This window comes from Parablastomonas sp. CN1-191 (genome assembly GCF_049354825.1).
Taxonomy (GTDB): Bacteria; Pseudomonadota; Alphaproteobacteria; order Sphingomonadales; family Sphingomonadaceae; genus Novosphingobium.
In genome coordinates this window covers 1228449-1245540 of sequence record NZ_CP186480.1, presented here as the reverse complement: position 1 = coordinate 1245540, position 17092 = coordinate 1228449, and the positions used below count along the sequence as shown (strand labels likewise).

The window sequence follows — 17092 nt, the reverse complement described above, 5'->3', positions numbered from 1 at the left end:
GCCGGCTGCCATAGCACGGCGGCGGGCGCTTGCCAGCGGGTCCAAATCGCGCGGTTTCCCGCCGTTGACACGCGCAGGAGGTTCGACTAGGGGCTGCGCTTCCAAAAGGCCCCGGCACCCGCCGGATGCCTGTCGTGCCCGCCAATCGCTGCAACTGCAGCGGGCGAATCGGGCGCCGGAAACTGCAAATTCACGCCGCTCCTTCCGCCCCGCGGGGGCGCGGCACGATCGAATGGATAGAGCTAAGATGTTCGCAGTGGTGCGTACGGGCGGCAAGCAATACCGGGTTGCCGCCGGAGACAAGATCGCGGTCGAGAAGCTGGCGGGTGACGCCGGCGACACGATCAACCTGGGCGACGTTCTGCTCGCCGGCGAAGGCGATTCGCTCGCCGACGCGGCGAAGGTGATCGTTTCGGCCGAGATCATCGCCCAGGCGAAGTCGGAGAAGGTGACCGTTTTCAAGAAGCGTCGCCGTCACAACTATCGCCGCAAGGCCGGTCATCGCCAGCAGATGACCTTGCTGCGCATCGTTTCGGTTGGCGACGAGAAGAAGTCGGAAAAGAAGGCCGCTGCCAAGGACGAAGCGCCGAAGGCCGCGCCCAAGGCTGCTGCGCCCAAGGCCGATGCCGCCAAGCCGGCTGCCGCCCCGAAGACTGCCACGAAGGCCGCGCCCAAGAAGGCCGCTGCCAAGTCGGCTGAATAAGACGAAGTCCGGAGTAAGACGAAATGGCACATAAGAAAGCAGGCGGTTCGTCGCGCAACGGTCGTGATTCGGCCGGTCGCCGCCTTGGCGTGAAGAAGTTCGGCGGTCAGGACGTGATCGGCGGCAACATTATCATCCGTCAGCGCGGTACCAAAGTGTACCCGGGCGCCGGCGTCGGCATGGGCAAGGACCACACCCTGTTCGCGCTGGTCGCGGGCAAAGTCCGCTTCCACGCCGGCAAGCTTGGCCGAAAGTTCGTTTCGGTCGACCTGATGGCCGAAGCCGCCGAATAACGGATGGTCGATAACGGGCCATCCTCAACGGGATGGCCCCCGCCGGACCTCGCGTCCGGCCGAATGAGGGAGAGGGGCCCGCCCGTCTCCCTCTTTTTGCGTCTCCCTCGTGGGCCGAAAGGCCGTCACAGCGCCGTAATCCTGCCGTGGCAGGAGCGCGGCCAGCAACGGGAGACCAAGCATGTTCATCAGGACCCAGCGCCTGTTCCTGCGTCCCGGCTGGGCCGAAGACTGGTCCGAGCTGTTCGACCGCATCGCCGATGAGGGGATCGTCCGCAACCTGAGCCGCGCGCCTTGGCCTTATACTCCGCGCGACGCCCGCGATTTCGTGGCGCTGCCGGCCAGCGCGTGCTGCCCGCGCTTCCTCGTCACGCTCCCCGATGCCGACGGCGCAGCAGTGGTCGGCGGCGCCGGACTGGGCCGTGCCGATGACGGCAGGATCGAGCTCGGCTACTGGATCGCGCGTGATTTCTGGGGCCGCGGCATTGCCACCGAGGCGGCTTCGGCCGTGCTCGACGCGGCACGCGTGCTTGGCCACCGCCGCGTCATCGCGCGCCATTTCGTCGACAATCCGGCCTCGGGCCGGGTGCTGCGCAAATTAGGGTTCCGGCCGACCGGCGCAATCGTGCGGATCGCCAGCGCCGGCCGGGCCGAGCCGGCCGATGCGCACAGCTACGAGCTCGACCTGTGCGCGCCCGAAGGCGACGCACCGATGGACATGGCGGCCTAGGCCGGGCGGGCTGTCAGGCCGGGCGGGCGGCGGCGTAGTCGCTGCCCGCCAAGTCGCCATAGTCGGCGATCAGCGCCCGGTCGTCGTGGTTCCAGGGGTGGAAGCCGGGCAGGAAGTAGGCGCACCATGCCGGGAAGACGCGGCGCAGTATGCCGGGGGTGCCGACCAGGTACCAGGCGAGCTTCGCCTTCCAGCGCCAGCCGGTCAGCCCGTCCTGCGCCAGCAAGTCCAGCGTATCGAGCCAGCGGTGCTTGAGGAACCGGCCCGAAACCAGCACCATCATGATCGATTTGACCTTCCAGCGCTTCCACCGGGTCCAGTCCTTGGTGGCGTGAAGCCAGGTGTCGTATGCGACACCCTTGTGTTCGATTTCCTCGACCGAGTGCCACTGCCACATAGCCCGCGCTTCGGGCTCGGCACCAGAGAAGTGCCTGGGATTGGCCAGGAAATCGTGCGCCATCATCGCGGTGTAGTGTTCCAGCGCCATCGTCACCGCCAGGTTGAGAATGGCGGGGCGGCCCTTGGTCAGTTCGAGGTTTTCGATCAGGCGCTGCTCGAGATGGTCGAGCTGGTAGCCGGCATCGACCGCAGCGCGGTTGAAGGCGACATGTTCGCGCGTGTGGTTGATCTCCTGCTTGACGAAAGCCCGGATTTCCTCGGCCAGTCGCTCGGGCGCGCCGTCGCGGTGCGCTTTCACCGCCTCGATGAAGAAGGCTTCGCCCCGCGGAAAGGTCATCGACAGGGCGTTGTGCCAGGCGGTCGCCACCGGGTTCCCGGCCAGCCACCAGCGCGAGGGCTTGTCTTCGCGCCCGAATCGGCGGTCGCGCACGGTTATGGCGAGGTCGGCCGGGGTCGGGCTTCGTGCCGGGGCGGCACGCTTGCCGGTGTCGGCGGCGGGGGGTACGTCGGGCGTGAAAGTCGTGTGAGCGTTCATGACAGTGGATCTATGAGTTACTGACACTGATGTCAATAAGAAAACGATTGAGCCCCGAGCAAAGCCGCACGGCGGCACTGGGCGCAGCGCGCGAGCTGCTGATCGAGCTTGGCCCGCAGGCGGTGACGCTGAAGGCGGTGGCCGGTCGGATCGGGCGCACGCATGCCAACCTGCTGCACCATTTCGGCTCGGCATCGGGCCTGCAGAAGGCGCTGAGCGAACACCTGGCCGAGACGATCTGCGCCACGATCGGCGAGGCCGTTCTGGCCCAGCGTTCGGGCCAGGGCTCGGCGCGGCAGATCGTCGACCTCACTTTCGATGCCTTCGACAAGGAAGGGGCGGGCGCGCTTGCCTCGTGGATGCTGCTATCGGGCAACGAGGACGCGCTCGATCCGATCGTGGAGGCAGTGCACGACCTGGTCGACCGGCTTGGCCCGGGCAAGGAAAGCATCGAATCGATGCGCCGTACCACCCTTGCGCTGGTGCTGATGGCGCTGGGCGATTCGCAATTGGGTGCAGTCATGGCCAACGCCCTCGATCTGCCGCGCGGTTCGGCCCGCGATACGGCGGAGGCGATGCTCACCCACGCCGCGGTCGAGGCGGGAATCGCCTAGGTCGACGCTTCGGCGCCCCACCACCCCGGCCGCAGCGCGGCAGGAATGTCCTCGACCCGGCGGTGATCGACCGCGAGCGCGAGGTCGGGATAGGCGGCGCGCTGGCGCGCCGGGTCGCTTTGAGCCAGCGGGACGACCACCAGCCGCCGGTTGACCTTGGCCCGCCAATTCATCCGCGCGGTGTTTTCCTGCCCGACATAGCAGCCCTTGGTGAAGCTGACCCCGTTGAGGTCGGCCGCGCCGGTCTCAAGCCACAGCAGGTCGCCCAGTTCCACCGCGCCCTCGCTCACGCCGCGCTCGAGCCGATGCGCCAGCCAGGCGGCATCGGCGCTCTGCCCTTCGCGGCCTGCGATCCATCGATAGCCGAGTGACGCCAGGCGCGGATCGGGCGTTTCGCCCGCGTCGGGTGCCCAGTGCACCGCCAGCGCCGGATCGACGGCGATCGCGATCCTGCGCCGCAGGCGGTAGAGCGAAAGCCGCTTCACCAGCGCTTCGGCCGCGCCGGCCTCGCAGTCTAGCAGCAGGTCGTCGGCTTCGGCCCAGACCAGGAAGTCGAACAGTGTCTTGCCTTGCGGGGTCAGCAGCCCGGCCCAGACCGGCAGCGCCCCGGCGACATCCTGGGTGATCAGCCCATTGAGGAAGCTGCGCAGGTCTTCGCCCGCTTCGCCCGAAAGACGGATGACGGCGCGATCGGTCAGGCGGGTTGCGGGCATGGCTCCCAAGTGGGGGCGGCGCGCCGGCTTGGCAACCGGGAGCGGCTTTGGCATGGCCCCGCACGATGACCGATCCGGCAACGACCGCGGTGACGATCCGCCGCCCCGACGACTGGCACGTGCACTTGCGCGACGACGCGATGCTGCGCGCGGTCGCGCCGGCGACTGCGCGCCAGTTCGCCCGCGCGATCGTCATGCCCAACCTGACCCCGCCCATCACGACGATCGCGGCGGCGCGCGCCTATCGCGAGCGCATCCTGGCGGCGACCGCGGGGTTCGATTTCACTCCGCTGATGACCGCTTACCTGACCGACGCCGCCGATCCGGCGGAACTGGTGCGCGGCCATGCCGAGGGCGTCTTCACCGCCGCCAAGCTCTACCCCGCCAACGCCACCACCAATTCCGCTGCGGGCGTGACCGACGTGATGAAGCTGATGCCGGTGCTGGAGGCTATGGCCGGCGCCGGCATGGTCCTGTGCATCCACGGCGAGGTGACCGACGCCGACGTCGACGTGTTCGACCGCGAAGCGGTGTTCATCGAGCGCACGCTGGCCCCGCTGGCAGCGCGGCTGCCCGAGCTCAAGATCGTCTTCGAGCACGTGACCACGAAAGACGCAGTCGATTTCGTTACCGCCGCGCCGGCCACGCTGGTCGCCACGATCACGCCGCAGCACCTTCATATCAATCGCAATGCCATGCTGATCGGCGGGATACGCCCGCACGCCTACTGCCTGCCGGTCGCCAAGCGCGAGCATCACCGCCTGGCGCTGCGCGCCGCAGCGACGTCGGGCTCCCTCAAATTCTTCCTCGGTACCGACAGCGCGCCGCACGCGCGCGGCGCCAAGGAAAGCGCCTGCGGCTGTGCCGGCATCTACAACGCGCCTTTCGCGCTGGAATCCTACCTCGCCGTGTTCGAAGCCGAAGGCGCGCTCGACCGCTTTGAAGGCTTCGCCAGCGAGCATGGGCCACGCTTCTACGGCCTGCCGCTCAACGACGGCACGATCACGCTTGAGCGTGGCGCCGTCGCGGTTCCTGGCCAGATGGAGACGGAGGCGGCGCCGCTCGTCCCCTTCCACGCCGGGGAAACGCTAGGCTGGCGGCTTCGCGGCTGAGCGGCGCCGCAGCAGGTCGGCCACGAACAGCGCAATCGCCGTCCAGATCAACACGAACGAGACTAGCTGCACCGGCCTGAGCGGCTCTCCGAACACGGTCAGGCCCAGCACGAACACGATGGTGGGCGACAGGAACTGAACGAAGCCCAGCGTCGACAAGTCCATGCGCCGCGCCGCCAGCGCGAACAGCAGCAGCGGCACCGCGGTCAGCACGCCCGACAGCGCGATCAGCAGGCTCATGGCCGCCGACGTGCCCATGGCGCTGCCCTGCGGGCCGGCCGCGTAAAGAACCACCACGGCCACCGCGGGCAAGTAGAGGATCGCCGATTCGATCGTCAGCCCGGGCAGGGAGCCGACCGGAACCAGCTTGCGCACGACCCCGTAGGCCGAGAACGATCCCGCCAGCGCCAGCGCGATCCACACCATGTCGCGCGCGCCCCACGCCAGCACCACGACCCCGATCGCGGCGATGCCCACTGCCGCCCACTGCAACCGGCTCAGCCGTTCGTGGAGGAAGACCGTGCCGATCAGCACGTTGACCAGCGGGTTGATGTAGTAGCCAAGGCTGGTGGCGAAGACATGGCCGTTCATGATCGCGGCGATGTAGATCAGCCAGTTGGCGCCGATCAGCAGGCTCGACAATGCCAGCATGGCGACGACGCGGGGTTGGCGCAGGGCCACCAGCAGATCACCGAACTGGCGCCGCGCGGCGATGAACGCCAGGCACAGCGGCAGCGTGAAGACGATTCGCCAGCCGACGAACTCGAATGGCGGAACCTGGTGGACCAGCCGCAGGTACAGCGGCAGCAAGCCCCAGATCAGGTATGCGCCCACCGCCATCGGCAGGCCGCCGCCGGTGGCGGCTGGAGTGTCGGATTTGCGCTGGGTCATCGCGGCACCCGCTAGGGCCGGGGCGCGGCTTAGGCAACGCCTGCGGAGACGTTCGGCGTTGCTGGCGGTTCATCGGGTCTGTGCAAAAGCGCACGCAACGATACGAATCGCGGACCTGAACAGCGACCGCGCCGCCCCTTTTGCGAGATGCAGCGCCCGGGTCGCACCCTGGGGTGCTGCGAAGGCGTCCCCGGCCCGGCCGGGGGCGCCTTCACCTCTGGCAGCTAATCGTCCTTGAGGCCGACGCCGATCTGGGCGCGGGGTTGCTCCATTTCCATCGAGGCGACCGGAAAAGCGCAGTAATCGGCAGCGTAGAAGGCGCTGGGCCGGTGATTGCCCGACAGGCCGATGCCGCCGAACGGCGCCGCCGACGATGCACCCGTGGTCGGCCGGTTCCAGTTGACGATGCCGGCGCGGACACCGGCCCAGAAATATTCGTACTGTTCGGGACTGCCGCCGATCAGCCCCGCCGCCAGCCCGAAGCGGGTGGCATTGGCCTGGGCGATCGCCTGATCGAAATCGTCCACCCGCATGACCTGGAGCAAGGGGCCAAACAGCTCGACGTCGAGCCGCTCGGTGGCGGCGGTCACCTCGATGATGGCGGGCGAGACGAACGGCAGGTCGGGCCGGGGGCGCTGCAGGTGCTTGATCGGGCGAGCGCCGTGGCCAAGCAGGTAGAGGAAACTCTCGGTCAGGGTATCGGCCGCGGTCATGTCGATGACCGGGCCCATGAAAGGTGCCGGTTCGTCGAACGGGGCACCGACGATCAGGCGGTCGGCCAGTTTCTTGACCGCGCCGATCACGCTGTCGAACAGCGAATCCTTGACGATCAGCCGCCGCGCGGCGGTGCAGCGCTGGCCGGCGGACAGGAACGCGCTTTGCACGATCAGCGCCGCGGCGTCGGCGATCTTGGGCGTGTCCCAGACCACCAGCGGGTTGTTGCCGCCCATTTCCAGCGCCACGATCTTGTCGGGCCGGGGGGCCAGCTGCCGATGGATGGCGGTGCCAACATGGGCCGATCCGGTGAACAGCACCCCGTCGATGCCTTCGTGCCCGACCAGCCCCTGGCCGATCCGCGCACCGCCCTGCAGCACCTGCACGACCGAGGTCGGCACCCCGGCCCGGTGAAACAGCGAGACCAGCTTCTCGCCTACCGCCGGGGTCTTCTCGCTCGGCTTGAAGATCACGGTGTTGCCCGCAACCAGCGCCGGGACGATGTGGCCGTTGGGAAGGTGCGCGGGGAAATTGTAAGGGCCCAGCACCGCCAGCACGCCGTGCGGCTTATGGCGTACCGCGGCGGTGCCCTGCAGGCCGTTGTCGAACTTGCGCTGGCCGGTCCGCTCGGCAAAGGCGCGGATCGAGATTTCGACCTTGGCGACCACCGAATCGACTTCGGTGCGCGCTTCCCACAGCGGCTTGCCGGTTTCGCGCGCGATCAGCGCGGCCAGTTCCTCGGCGTCCTTGCGCACTTCGTTGGCAAAGCGGCGGACAAGCTCCATGCGGGTGGCGGACGGCTGGGTCGCCCACGCGGGCCAGGCCCGGCGGGCCCGCTCGACCGCGGCATCGACATCGCCCTCGCGGCCGCGCCACAGCTCCTCTCCGGTGGCAGGCTGGAAGGAAACAAGCTCGTCGGTCACGCCTCGCGCCCTAACCGGCGGCCGCGCTCATGGCAATGTCGGCGCGGGCTCCGGTGCCGGCCCCAGCGCGCGGCCAAGCGCGCGGATGGCGGCGACCTTGTCGTTCAGCGGGGCCCAGTCGTCATGCTCGGCGATGGCGGCCCACACGCGTTCGACCTCCGCGATTTCAAGCGTCGGCACCGGCAGGTCGAGCGGCGCGGCAACCGGTTCGCGCGCCGCCACGATATCTCCGAACGCACCTTCCGGCGGCGCCGTGCCGCCGCGGTGAGCGGCGAAGAAGGCGTCCGGTGACAGCGCGCTTTCGCGCATCTGGCGTTCGGCCGCGGCGACCAGCGCCATGTCGTCGTCGAGTGCGCCCGGGGCGATCCCCAGCCGCCAGGCAAACCGGCGCGCCAGCGCCGCCTGGTAAAGCGGTCCGAACCGTTCGAGCGCGGCGATCAGCGGCGGCGCGTCGGCCAGCAGGCGCAGCGCCACCGCCAGCTGGCCACAGTTCCAGTGCAGCGCCTCGGGCTGGCGGCCGAAGGCGTAAAGGCCGCCGTGATCGAAGTAGGCCGCGGTAAAGGCCGGGTCCCACGCAGGCAGCCAGCGCCACGGGCCGTAGTCGAAGCTTTCGCCCGAAATGTTCATGTTGTCGGTGTTGAGCACGCCGTGGACAAAGCCCGCGACCATCCAGGCCGCGGCCAGGTCCGCCAGCCGCTCGACCACCTGGTGCAGGAGGATAACCGCCGGCTCGTCGCGGCCGGGGGCGCCCACGGGCGGCAGCGGGCCGGGGTATTGCGCCAGGCAATAGCCGACCAGCTGCGCCATGTGCTCGTCCTCGCGCAGGTAGGCGAGGCGCTGGAAGGTGCCGATGCGGATGTGCCCGTGGCTGAGCCGGACCAGCACCGCGGAACGCGTGGGGGAACGCTCGTCGCCGCGCTGCAGCGCTTCGCCCGTCTCGATCACCGAGAAGGTCTTGCTGGTGTTGACGCCCAGCGCCTCGAGCATTTCGGTGGCGAGAATCTCGCGCACAGCGCCCTTCAGCGTCAGCCGTCCGTCGCCCTGGCGGCTCCACGGCGTCTGTCCCGACCCCTTGGTGCCAAGGTCGAGCAGGCGGCCGCCGGCGTCCTTGGCTCCGTCGCGCAGCTGGGCGTAAAGAAATCCGCGCCCGTCGCCCAGATCGGGGTTGTACACGCGGAACTGGTGGCCGTGATACCGCAGCGCCAGCGGCTGCGGCAGGTTGCCGGCCAGCGGCTCGAACCGGGCGAACCGTGCGGCCCAGGCCGCATCGTCCATGCCGCCCAGTCCGACCGCGCTGGCCCAGCGGTCGTTGCGCCAGCGGACCCTGGCTTCGGGAAAGGCGGCCGGACGGACCGGGTCTGCCAGCCACGGCGCCAGCAGGAGGATTGCCGGGTCGGGACGATAGGGGGCACCTTGCGCATCGATATCCATCGCGCGATAGTGGGGGCGAAGCAGGCCGCGGCACAAGCGGCACGCACTGCCAGGCACAGGATCCGACCCGCCGCACCATGTCAGCGCCCGTGTTCGAATCCCGCCATTGGACCAGCCGCGACGGGCTGAAGCTCCATTACCGCGATTATCCCGGCCGCGCCGACCGGCCGCCGTTGCTGTGCCTGCCGGGGCTGACCCGCAACGGTCGCGATTTCGAAGATCTGGCCGGGCGGCTGGCGCCGGCCTGGCGGGTCATCGCGCCGGACCTGCGCGGCCGGGGCGAAAGCGCCTATGCGCGCGATTCGGCGACGTACACGCCGGTCCAGTACCTCGACGATCTCGGCGCGCTGTTCGAGCAGGCGCAGCTCCCGCCCGTGATCGGCGTCGGCACCTCGCTCGGCGGGCTGCTGACGATGCTGATCGCCGCGACCGTGCCGGCGCGCCTGGCTGCCGCCGTGCTCAACGACGTCGGCCCCGAGATCGCGCCCGAGGGTCTGGAACGGATTCGCGGCTACGTCGGACAAGGTCGCAGCTTCCCCACCTGGATGCACGCGGCGCGCGCGCTCGAGGAAGGGCAGGCCGGCGCCTATCCGGGGTTCACGCTGTCGGACTGGCTGGCGATGGCCAAGCGCTGCATGGCGGTGGCCGAAAACGGCCGCATCCACTTCGATTACGACATGAAGATCGCCGAGCCGATGGCACTCATGCCCGATGGACCGCCGCCCGACATGTGGCCGGCGCTGGGGGCACTGGCCGGGCGCCCGCTGCTGCTGCTGCGCGGCGAATTGTCCGACGTGCTGTCCGCCGCCACGTTCGAGCGCATGGCGCGCGAACTGCCGGACGCGCAGGCGGTGACAGTTGCCGGGGTGGGCCATGCGCCGACCCTTGGGGAGCCCGAGGCGGTCGCCGCGCTCGACGCGCTGCTGGGCCGCTTCGCCTGACGCGCGTTCACCGGCGCTTCACCCGGTGACAGCCAGAGATCGCGCGTTGCAAAGGCCCGGCCAATCGCTAAACAGCGCCGACGCCGAAAAGCCCTGAGAAGAGACGAGCACGCCCTTGGCCCTGCGCCCCAACCAGCCCCCCGCCACCACTGCCGACCAGCGCAACGCCGCCCAGCAGGACGTCTTCATGCGCGAAGTCGACGACGCGCTGCGGCAGGACAAGATGGCGACCGTCGCCAAACGCTATGGCAAGCCGATCGGTGCAGCTGTCGCGATCGGGCTGCTGGGCCTTGCCGCCTGGCTGGGGTGGGACTGGTACGCCAAGGACCAGGACGGCAAGCGCGGTGAGCGTTACGTCGTCGCGCTCGACAAGGTGACCGCCAATCCCGCCGACCCGGCCGGACAGGAATTCGCCAAGCTGGCCACCGAAGGCGGCGCCGCCTCGCGCGCCTCGGCGGCGCTGACCCAGGCCGCTCTGCTGCTCATGCAGAAGAAGGATGCCGAGGCGCAGGCCATCTACACCCGCGTCGCCGGCGACGGCAGCGTTCCGCAGCCATACCGCGACCTTGCCACCCTGCGCAGCGTCGCCACCGGGTTCGACGCCATGCCCCCGCAACAGGTCATCGCCCGGCTCAAGCCGCTGGCCGTGCCGGGCAACGCCTTTTTCGGCAGCGCTGGCGAACTGGTGGCGATGGCTTACCTGAAGCTCAACCAGCCGCAGAACGCCGGCCCGCTGCTGGCGGCCGTGGCGCGCGACAAGAGCGTGCCCGAATCGCTGCGCTCGCGCACCGGCCAGCTGGCCGCGCAGCTCGGCTATGACGCGGTCGACCAGTTCATCGAAGCCCGCGGCGGGCAGACCACCGCGGCGCAAGCGCAGCCCTGAGCGCGCAGACCAAGGACAAGCCGATGCTCAACCACATCCTGTTCCGCCGCGCTGCCGCTCCGCTGGCGCTGGCCTTTGCGCTCGCCGCCTGCGGCGGCAAGGGCAAGCCTTCGACCCCCACGGTCGGCAACCGCATCCCGATCCTGACCCGCATCGACACCAGCGCCGCGGTCGATCCCGAGCTTGCCGCGGTGCCGCTCACGCTGCCCCCGGCAGAGGTCAATGCCGATTGGCCGCAGGCCGGCAACACCCCGGGCAAGTCCTACGGCAACCTGGCGCTGACCAGCGCGCCGGGCCGCATCTGGACTGCGCAGATCGCCGGTTCGACCAAGAAGCAGCGGCTGGCCGCGGCCCCCGTCGTGGGCGGCGGTTCGCTGTTCGTGATGGACACCGACGGCACCGTTCACGCCTTCGACGCCAACACCGGCGCCGAGCGCTGGCGCACCCCGTTCCGCATCAAGGGCGACGGGGCCAGCTCGGTCTTCGGCGGCGGCGCGGCGTTCGATAGCGGGCGCGTCTACGTCACCACCGGCCTTGGCGAAGTGGCCGCGCTCGACGCCGGTAACGGGTCGGTGCTGTGGAAGGTCAAGCCCGCCGGCCCGCTGCGCGGATCGCCGACGATCGCGTTCAACGCCGTCTACGTGATGACGCAGGACAACCAGATCCACGCGCTCAACGCCGCCGACGGGTCGAACCTGTGGGACGAGGCCGCTTCCTCGGGCCAGACCGGCGTCTTCGGCGTGGCCGCCCCGGCCGCCGGCGCGGGCACCGTGATCGCCGGTTTCTCGACCGGCGAACTGATCGCCTATCGCTATGAGAATGGCCGCCAGCTGTGGTCCGACGCGCTGGCGCGCACGGCGCTGTCGACGTCGGTCGGCGTGCTGACCGACGTCGACGCCGACCCGATCATCGACCGCGGCCGCGTTTACGCGCTGGGCCAGGGCGGCCGCATGGCCGCTTACGAGCTGGTTACCGGGCAGCGTATCTGGGAACTGAACCTCGCCGGCATCTCGACCCCCTCGGTCGCGGGCGACTGGATCTTCACGCTGACCGACGATGCCCGCCTGCTCGCCATCGCGCGCGCCACCGGCAAGGTGAAGTGGGTCCAGCAGCTGACGCACTTCAAGAACGTCAAGAAGAAGTCGGGCCCGGTGTTCTGGACCGGACCGGTGCTGGCGGGCGACCGCTTGTGGATGAGCAACACCGAGGGCGAGATCTGGTCGGCCGCCGCGGCCGACGGCACGCCGGCGCTGCTGGCCCAGCTCAAGAAGCCGGTCTCACTGCCGCCGATCGTCGCCAATCAGACGCTCTACATCCTGGACGATTCCGGCCGCATCAGCGCGTTTCGCTGATCGGTCCGGCGCCGCGGCGCAGGGGATCAGAAGCTGTCTTCGTAAGCGCGGGTGATATCGCCCGCCCATTCGCCGTTGTACTTGTCCAGCAGCACCTGGGCCGGCACCTTGCCGCTGGCGACGATGTCGTCGAGCGGGCCCAGGAAGCCGCTTTCGTTGTCGCCCGCGGTGTTGAGGCGCCCGCGCGCGGCCAGCCCGGCGCGCCCGATCTTCAGAACTTCGGGAGCGACGTCGCGCAGCGTGCCTCCGCCGGGCAAAGGCGCGTCGAGCGCGAGCTTGGGCACGGCATTGCGCAGTTCCTCGCGGCCCGCCATGTCCCAGTCCTTGACCAGGTCCCAGGCGGCGTCGAGCGCGCCCTGGTCGTAGAGCAGGCCGACCCACAGCGCCGGCAGCGCGCAGATCCGGCTCCACGGACCTCCGTCGGCGCCGCGCATTTCGAGGAAGGACTTCAGCCGGACCTCGGGAAAAGCGGTCGACATGTGGTCTTCCCAGTCGCTGGCCCGGGGCTTTTCGCCCGGCAGCGCGGGCAGTTCACCCCTCAGGAAGTCGCGGAAACTCTGGCCGGCGGCATCGATATACTTGCCGTCGCGAAAGACGAAATACATCGGCACGTCGAGCATGTAGTCGGCGTAGCGTTCGTAGCCGAAGCCATCCTCGAACACGAAGGGCAGCATCCCCGTGCGATGCGGATCGGTGTCCGACCAGATGTGGCTGCGGTAGGACAACATCCCGTTGGGCCGCCCTTCGGTGAAGGGCGAATTGGCGAACAGCGCGGTCGCCAGCGGCTGGAGCGCCAGCGAGACGCGGAACTTCTTCGCCATGTCCGCCTCGCTCGCATAGTCGAGATTGGTCTGGATCGTGCAGGTCCGCAGCATCATGTCGAGGCCCATCGAGCCGACGCGCGGCATGTGCCGCAGCATGATCGCATAGCGCCCCTTGGGCATGATCGGCAGCTCGTCGCGTCGCTTGTCAGGCCACATGCCCAGGCCCAGAAAACCGATCCCCAGCTTTTCGCCGATGGCCTTGACCTGGGCGAGGTGGCGGCCGGTTTCGGCGCAGGTATCGTGCAGGTTTTCCAGCGGCGCGCCCGATAGTTCGAGCTGGCCCGCAGGCTCCAGGCTGACGGTGCCGTCGGGCCCGGCCATCGCGATGACCTTTCCGCCTTCTTCCACCGGGGTCCAGCCGTACTCGGTCAGCGCCATCAGCAGGTCGCGGATGCCGCCGCGCTCGTCATAGGACGGAGCGCCGAAATCCGACGTGCGGTAGACCAGCTTCTCATGCTCGGTGCCGATCCGCCAGGCGTCGCGCGGCTTTTCGCCCGCCTGCATCGGCGCAATCAGGTCGGCGCGCGATTCGATGATGGGATCGTTGCGATCCGAAACCTGACGAGTGCTCATGGCGCGCGAATTAGGAGCGTGCCGGATTTCGCGCCAGCATTATTTACCGGGCGGTACGGATGACGCGCCGCACCAGTCCCCGGTGACGCCCATCCACAACGCCGTGGCGGCGATCGCCGCGGTCTCGCCGCGCAGGATGCGCGGCCCGAGCGAGACCGCGCGCGCGGACGGGAGGGCGCGGATCGCGCCCCGTTCGCCATCGTCGAAACCGCCTTCGGGGCCCACGAGGATCGCGGCCGGGCCGGGGCGCGCGAAGGCGAGCGCGGCGGGCTGTCCATCGCGGACTTCGTCGGCGAAGAACAGGGTGCGGTCCGCCTCCCAGGCGGCCAGCAGCGCGCCCAGCTTCACCGGCGCTTCGAGGACCGGCAGCGCTGTGCGGGCGCATTGCTCGGCCGCCTCGATCAGCACGGCACGCGCACGCTCGAGGTTGAGCTTGTCGGCCACGCAGCGGTGCGTGATCACCGGGGCGATGCGCCGCACGCCCAATTCGCACGCCTTTTCGAGCACGAGGTCGAAGCGGTCCTTCTTGAGCAGCGCGGCGCATAGCGTCAGGTCGGGCACCTCCTCGCGCACCCGCAGGCGCTCCACGACCTCTACCGTAACGTCGCGTCTGCCCGCCGAGGCGACGCGGGCGGCCCACTCGCCGGTGGCGTCGTCGCACAGGATCACCGCATCGCCCGGCGCGACGCGCATGACGCGCGCCAGGTAATGCGCGGCCGGCCCATCGATCGCGCGAGTTTCGCCGGGCGACAGCGGCGGGGAGACGAACAGGCGCGGGGCGCTTTTCGGAGGCCAGGCGGGGGTTGCGGACATCGTTTCGGGTGCTGTCCTACAGCGCGGGCCTGTGGCAAGGAAGCGCCGATGACGACCCTTGCCAGCCCGCGTGAACCGTTCGCCAGGCCGCCGGAACCGGGTGCCGGCGTTTACCCTCAGGACTGTGTCAACTGTGTCAAGCAAGCGCGGGCACCATCGCCATGAGCACCGCGCAGGTCGTTCCCGACAGCCAGCACAAGGGGCTTGTCGCAGCGCTGCCGCAACCCTTTCGCGACCTGGCGCAGCTCGCCCGCTTCGACCGGCCGATCGGCTGGTGGCTGCTGTTCTGGCCGGGCGCCTGGGCGGTCCTGCTGGCCGGCGGGGCGGGGCATTGGGCGCTGATCGGCTGGCTTCTGCTGGGCAGCGTGGCGATGCGCGGCGCCGGCTGCGTCTACAACGATCTCGTCGATGCCGACCTCGATCGCAAGGTTGCGCGCACCGCCAGCCGCCCGGTGGCGAGCGGACGGGTGTCGAAGCCGCTGGCGTGGGCGTGGCTGATCGCGCTCAGCCTGGTCGGCCTCGTCGTCCTGCTGCAATTGCGCTGGCAGGCGCAGGTCGTGGCGCTTGCCAGCCTGGCGCCGGTCGCCGCCTACCCCTTCATGAAGCGCATCACCTGGTGGCCGCAGGCGTGGCTGGGACTGGTGTTCTCATGGGCGGCGCTGGTCGGCTGGGTGGAGGTCCGCGGGTTCGAACGGCTCGACGTGCTGGTGCTCCTCTATGCCGGGTCGATGGCGTGGGTGATCGGTTACGATACGATCTACGCGCTGCAGGATATCGAGGATGACCTGCTAGTGGGCATCCGTTCGTCGGCGCGGGCGCTGGGCGGGCGGGTGAAGCAGGGGGTGACGGGCTTCTACGCCGCCGCGATCACCTGCTGGGCCGCGGCGTTCTGGTTCCTGCGCCCGGACTGGGTGGCGAGCGCGGCGCTTTTGCCCGCCGCCGGTCACTTGCTGTGGCAAGTCGCCACGCTGGAAACGGCAATCGAGGCGAACGCGCTGGCCCGCTTTCGCGCCAATCGGTTCGCCGGACTGCTGATGGCGCTGGCCTGCTGGGTGGTGGGAAACGCCTGATGTGCAACCTCTACCGCATGACGAAAGGCGTGGACGAGGTCGCGCACCTGTTCGACGTCGTCGCCGAGGCGGGCGCCAACTTCGCCGCTGAAGTCTATCCCGGCTACCGCGGACTGGTGGTGGAGGGTGGCCGCGCGCGGGCGATGACCTGGGGCTTTCCGCGTCCGATGAAAGGGAAGGACGGACGCCCGCTCAAGCCCAAGGCGGTGACCAACGCCCGCGACGACAAGCTGGGGACCGCGTTCTGGCGCGACAGTTTCGCCAATCGCCGCTGCCTGATCCCGGTCAGCGCCTGGGCCGAGGCGGAGGGTGAGACCGGGCGCATGACGCGCACCTGGTACACCGTGCCGGGCGAGGAGATGCTGGGCGTAGCCGGCCTGTGGCGGCCGAGCGCGGAGTGGGGGGACGTCTATACGATGGTCATGGTCGACGCCTGCGAAGCGATGGTCGATGTCCATGACCGAATGCCGGTGCTGCTGGCGCGCGAGGACTGGGACCGCTGGCAGACCGCCAGTCCCGAAGACGCGCTGCCGCTGGTGCGCAAGTGGGACCTTGAACTGCTCGCCGAGCGCACCGACGAACGCTGGGCCGGCAGGGCGAAATCCCCGCTGCGCGATGCGCCGACGCTGCTGTGAGCGGCTACTTCTTGCCCCGCAGCTTGCGGTGCGCGCTAAGGTCCAGCACCTCGCTCGGTCCGCCGTCGTTTTCCAGCAGGCCAAGCCGGCGGGCGACCTCCTGGTAGGCTTCCTCTTCGCCGCCAAGGTCGCGGCGGAAGCGGTCCTTGTCGAGCTTTTCGCCAGTGGTCATGTCCCACAGGCGGCAGCCGTCGGGGCTGATCTCGTCGGCCAGGATGATGCGGCTGTAGTCCTGGTCCCAGATCCGCCCGAACTCGAGCTTGAAGTCGATCAGGCGAATGTTGATGGCGGCGAACATGCCGCAGAGGAAGTCGTTCACCCGGATCGCCATCGACGAGATGTCCTGCATCTCCTCGTGGCTGGCCCAGCCGAAGCAGGCGATGTGCTCTTCGCCCACCATCGGGTCGTTAAGGGCATCGTCCTTGTAGTAGTACTCGATCAGCGTGTGCGGCAGCGCCTCGCCTTCGGGCAGGCCGAGCCGGGTGCTGAGCGAGCCGGCGGCGACGTTGCGGACGACGACCTCGATCGGCACGATCTCGACCTGGCGGACAAGCTGTTCGCGCATGTTGAGGCGGCGGATGAAGTGGGTGGGGATGCCGATGTGGTTGAGGCGCGTGAACACATACTCGCTGATGCGGTTGTTGATCACGCCCTTGCCGTTGATCGTCCCGCGCTTCTGCGCGTTGAAGGCGGTGGCATCGTCCTTGAAATACTGGATGATCGTGCCCGGTTCCGGCCCTTCGTAAAGGATCTTGGCCTTGCCTTCGTAGATTTGACGGCGGCGGGTCATGGGCAGCGCTTTCCAAGGGGTACAATGGCAAAGCCCCGGCTGCAGTGCCGCGCCGCTGCAGGAACGGCCGGGCGCCAGGCCGGGGCGAGCCCCGCCCTTAGGGCAGATCACCGCGCCGCGCAACCGCGGCGCGGCGCCCTCCAGGGGCCGCTC

18 protein-coding genes are annotated in these 17092 nt (G+C 69.2%); 10 read left to right on the top strand and 8 right to left on the bottom strand.

Annotation, left to right across the window (positions count from 1 at the left end):
- Positions 1 to 247 precede the first annotated feature (247 nt).
- The 3 genes from rplU (at position 248) to ACOYW6_RS06180 (ending at position 1726) form a co-directional block, all read left to right on the top strand.
- The gene (gene rplU, locus ACOYW6_RS06190; RefSeq protein ID WP_423143075.1) at positions 248 to 703 is read left to right on the top strand and encodes a 50S ribosomal protein L21; all 456 of its coding nucleotides are present in this window, start codon (positions 248 to 250) and stop codon (positions 701 to 703) included.
- Between the two features lie 23 nt (positions 704 to 726).
- Positions 727 to 996, top strand: coding sequence for a 50S ribosomal protein L27 (rpmA, locus tag ACOYW6_RS06185; protein WP_423142935.1), 270 nt, complete (start codon positions 727 to 729; stop codon positions 994 to 996).
- Positions 997 to 1177: 181 nt separating this feature from the next.
- Positions 1178 to 1726: a GNAT family N-acetyltransferase gene (locus ACOYW6_RS06180; protein WP_423142934.1), complete on the top strand. Its 549-nt coding sequence runs from the start codon at positions 1178 to 1180 to the stop codon at positions 1724 to 1726.
- A 13-nt stretch (positions 1727 to 1739) separates the two neighbouring features.
- Here ACOYW6_RS06180 and ACOYW6_RS06175 read toward each other — a convergent pair whose 3' ends face one another.
- Positions 1740 to 2660: a metal-dependent hydrolase gene (locus ACOYW6_RS06175; protein ID WP_423142933.1), complete on the bottom strand. Its 921-nt coding sequence runs from the start codon at positions 2658 to 2660 to the stop codon at positions 1740 to 1742.
- Positions 2661 to 2689: 29 nt separating this feature from the next.
- Between ACOYW6_RS06175 and ACOYW6_RS06170 the strand changes: the two genes are divergently transcribed.
- Entirely contained in the window at positions 2690 to 3274 is a 585-nt protein-coding gene (locus tag ACOYW6_RS06170) for a TetR/AcrR family transcriptional regulator (protein WP_423142932.1), read from the top strand.
- Here the strand turns inward: ACOYW6_RS06170 and ACOYW6_RS06165 are convergent.
- A complete protein-coding gene (locus tag ACOYW6_RS06165) occupies positions 3271 to 3987 on the bottom strand; it encodes a YgfZ/GcvT domain-containing protein (RefSeq protein ID WP_423142931.1) in 717 nt (238 codons plus the stop codon). The genes ACOYW6_RS06170 and ACOYW6_RS06165 overlap by 4 nt on opposite strands.
- Before the next feature lie 65 nt (positions 3988 to 4052).
- On the opposite strand from ACOYW6_RS06165, the gene pyrC reads away from it, so the two are divergent.
- Entirely contained in the window at positions 4053 to 5099 is a 1047-nt protein-coding gene (pyrC, locus tag ACOYW6_RS06160) for a dihydroorotase (RefSeq protein ID WP_423142930.1), read from the top strand.
- Here the strand turns inward: pyrC and rarD are convergent.
- The 3 genes from rarD to ACOYW6_RS06145 form a co-directional block, all read right to left on the bottom strand.
- Complete coding sequence (rarD, locus tag ACOYW6_RS06155) at positions 5076 to 5990, bottom strand: EamA family transporter RarD (protein ID WP_423142929.1); 915 nt, start codon at positions 5988 to 5990, stop codon at positions 5076 to 5078. The two genes, pyrC and rarD, sit on opposite strands and share 24 nt — an antisense overlap.
- Positions 5991 to 6214: 224 nt before the next feature.
- The gene (astD, locus tag ACOYW6_RS06150) at positions 6215 to 7627 is read right to left on the bottom strand and encodes a succinylglutamate-semialdehyde dehydrogenase (protein WP_423142928.1); all 1413 of its coding nucleotides are present in this window, start codon (positions 7625 to 7627) and stop codon (positions 6215 to 6217) included.
- 27 nt (positions 7628 to 7654) lie between these two features.
- The gene (locus tag ACOYW6_RS06145; RefSeq protein ID WP_423142927.1) at positions 7655 to 9058 is read right to left on the bottom strand and encodes a protein adenylyltransferase SelO family protein; all 1404 of its coding nucleotides are present in this window, start codon (positions 9056 to 9058) and stop codon (positions 7655 to 7657) included.
- A 77-nt stretch (positions 9059 to 9135) separates the two neighbouring features.
- Between ACOYW6_RS06145 and ACOYW6_RS06140 the strand changes: the two genes are divergently transcribed.
- The 3 genes from ACOYW6_RS06140 to ACOYW6_RS06130 all read left to right on the top strand — a co-directional run bounded on the left by ACOYW6_RS06140 (position 9136) and on the right by ACOYW6_RS06130 (position 12234).
- The gene (locus ACOYW6_RS06140) at positions 9136 to 9999 is read left to right on the top strand and encodes an alpha/beta fold hydrolase (RefSeq protein WP_423142926.1); all 864 of its coding nucleotides are present in this window, start codon (positions 9136 to 9138) and stop codon (positions 9997 to 9999) included.
- Between the two features lie 115 nt (positions 10000 to 10114).
- Positions 10115 to 10882: a tetratricopeptide repeat protein gene (locus ACOYW6_RS06135; RefSeq protein ID WP_423142925.1), complete on the top strand. Its 768-nt coding sequence runs from the start codon at positions 10115 to 10117 to the stop codon at positions 10880 to 10882.
- A gap of 23 nt (positions 10883 to 10905) precedes the next feature.
- Positions 10906 to 12234 (top strand): PQQ-binding-like beta-propeller repeat protein, encoded by a 1329-nt coding sequence (locus ACOYW6_RS06130; protein ID WP_423142924.1) that lies wholly within the window; start codon positions 10906 to 10908, stop codon positions 12232 to 12234.
- 26 nt (positions 12235 to 12260) lie between these two features.
- Here the strand turns inward: ACOYW6_RS06130 and ACOYW6_RS06125 are convergent, their stop codons facing one another.
- Positions 12261 to 13631 carry a glutamate--cysteine ligase gene (locus ACOYW6_RS06125; RefSeq protein WP_423142923.1) on the bottom strand — a complete coding sequence of 457 codons (1371 nt, stop codon included), beginning with the start codon at positions 13629 to 13631 and terminating at the stop codon, positions 12261 to 12263.
- 39 nt (positions 13632 to 13670) lie between these two features.
- Positions 13671 to 14444, bottom strand: coding sequence for a 16S rRNA (uracil(1498)-N(3))-methyltransferase (locus ACOYW6_RS06120; protein WP_423142922.1), 774 nt, complete (start codon positions 14442 to 14444; stop codon positions 13671 to 13673).
- 161 nt (positions 14445 to 14605) lie between these two features.
- On the opposite strand from ACOYW6_RS06120, the gene ubiA reads away from it, so the two are divergent.
- On the top strand, positions 14606 to 15514 hold the full coding sequence (gene ubiA / locus ACOYW6_RS06115) for a 4-hydroxybenzoate octaprenyltransferase (protein WP_423142921.1): 909 nt from the start codon (positions 14606 to 14608) through the stop codon (positions 15512 to 15514).
- Positions 15514 to 16149 (top strand): SOS response-associated peptidase, encoded by a 636-nt coding sequence (locus tag ACOYW6_RS06110; protein ID WP_423142920.1) that lies wholly within the window; start codon positions 15514 to 15516, stop codon positions 16147 to 16149. Before ubiA ends, ACOYW6_RS06110 begins: the two co-directional genes overlap by 1 nt.
- 4 nt (positions 16150 to 16153) lie before the next feature.
- Here ACOYW6_RS06110 and purC read toward each other — a convergent pair whose 3' ends face one another.
- Entirely contained in the window at positions 16154 to 16939 is a 786-nt protein-coding gene (gene purC, locus ACOYW6_RS06105) for a phosphoribosylaminoimidazolesuccinocarboxamide synthase (protein WP_423142919.1), read from the bottom strand.
- Between the last annotated feature and the right edge of the window lie 153 nt (positions 16940 to 17092).

Bases quoted from the DNA above. Each gene is read 5' to 3' on its own strand.
- rplU (WP_423143075.1), top strand. From the start codon at position 248: ATGTTCGCAGTGGTGCGTACGGGCGGCAAGCAATACCGGGTTGCCGCC.
- rpmA (WP_423142935.1), top strand. From the start codon at position 727: ATGGCACATAAGAAAGCAGGCGGTTCGTCGCGCAACGGTCGTGATTCG.
- ACOYW6_RS06180 (WP_423142934.1), top strand. From the start codon at position 1,178: ATGTTCATCAGGACCCAGCGCCTGTTCCTGCGTCCCGGCTGGGCCGAA.
- ACOYW6_RS06175 (WP_423142933.1), bottom strand. From the start codon at position 2,660: ATGAACGCTCACACGACTTTCACGCCCGACGTACCCCCCGCCGCCGAC.
- ACOYW6_RS06170 (WP_423142932.1), top strand. From the start codon at position 2,690: ATGTCAATAAGAAAACGATTGAGCCCCGAGCAAAGCCGCACGGCGGCA.
- ACOYW6_RS06165 (WP_423142931.1), bottom strand. From the start codon at position 3,987: ATGCCCGCAACCCGCCTGACCGATCGCGCCGTCATCCGTCTTTCGGGC.
- pyrC (WP_423142930.1), top strand. From the start codon at position 4,053: ATGACCGATCCGGCAACGACCGCGGTGACGATCCGCCGCCCCGACGAC.
- rarD (WP_423142929.1), bottom strand. From the start codon at position 5,990: ATGACCCAGCGCAAATCCGACACTCCAGCCGCCACCGGCGGCGGCCTG.
- ACOYW6_RS06145 (WP_423142927.1), bottom strand. From the start codon at position 9,058: ATGGATATCGATGCGCAAGGTGCCCCCTATCGTCCCGACCCGGCAATC.
- ACOYW6_RS06140 (WP_423142926.1), top strand. From the start codon at position 9,136: ATGTCAGCGCCCGTGTTCGAATCCCGCCATTGGACCAGCCGCGACGGG.
- ACOYW6_RS06130 (WP_423142924.1), top strand. From the start codon at position 10,906: ATGCTCAACCACATCCTGTTCCGCCGCGCTGCCGCTCCGCTGGCGCTG.
- ACOYW6_RS06125 (WP_423142923.1), bottom strand. From the start codon at position 13,631: ATGAGCACTCGTCAGGTTTCGGATCGCAACGATCCCATCATCGAATCG.
- ACOYW6_RS06120 (WP_423142922.1), bottom strand. From the start codon at position 14,444: ATGTCCGCAACCCCCGCCTGGCCTCCGAAAAGCGCCCCGCGCCTGTTC.
- ubiA (WP_423142921.1), top strand. From the start codon at position 14,606: ATGAGCACCGCGCAGGTCGTTCCCGACAGCCAGCACAAGGGGCTTGTC.
- ACOYW6_RS06110 (WP_423142920.1), top strand. From the start codon at position 15,514: ATGTGCAACCTCTACCGCATGACGAAAGGCGTGGACGAGGTCGCGCAC.
- purC (WP_423142919.1), bottom strand. From the start codon at position 16,939: ATGACCCGCCGCCGTCAAATCTACGAAGGCAAGGCCAAGATCCTTTAC.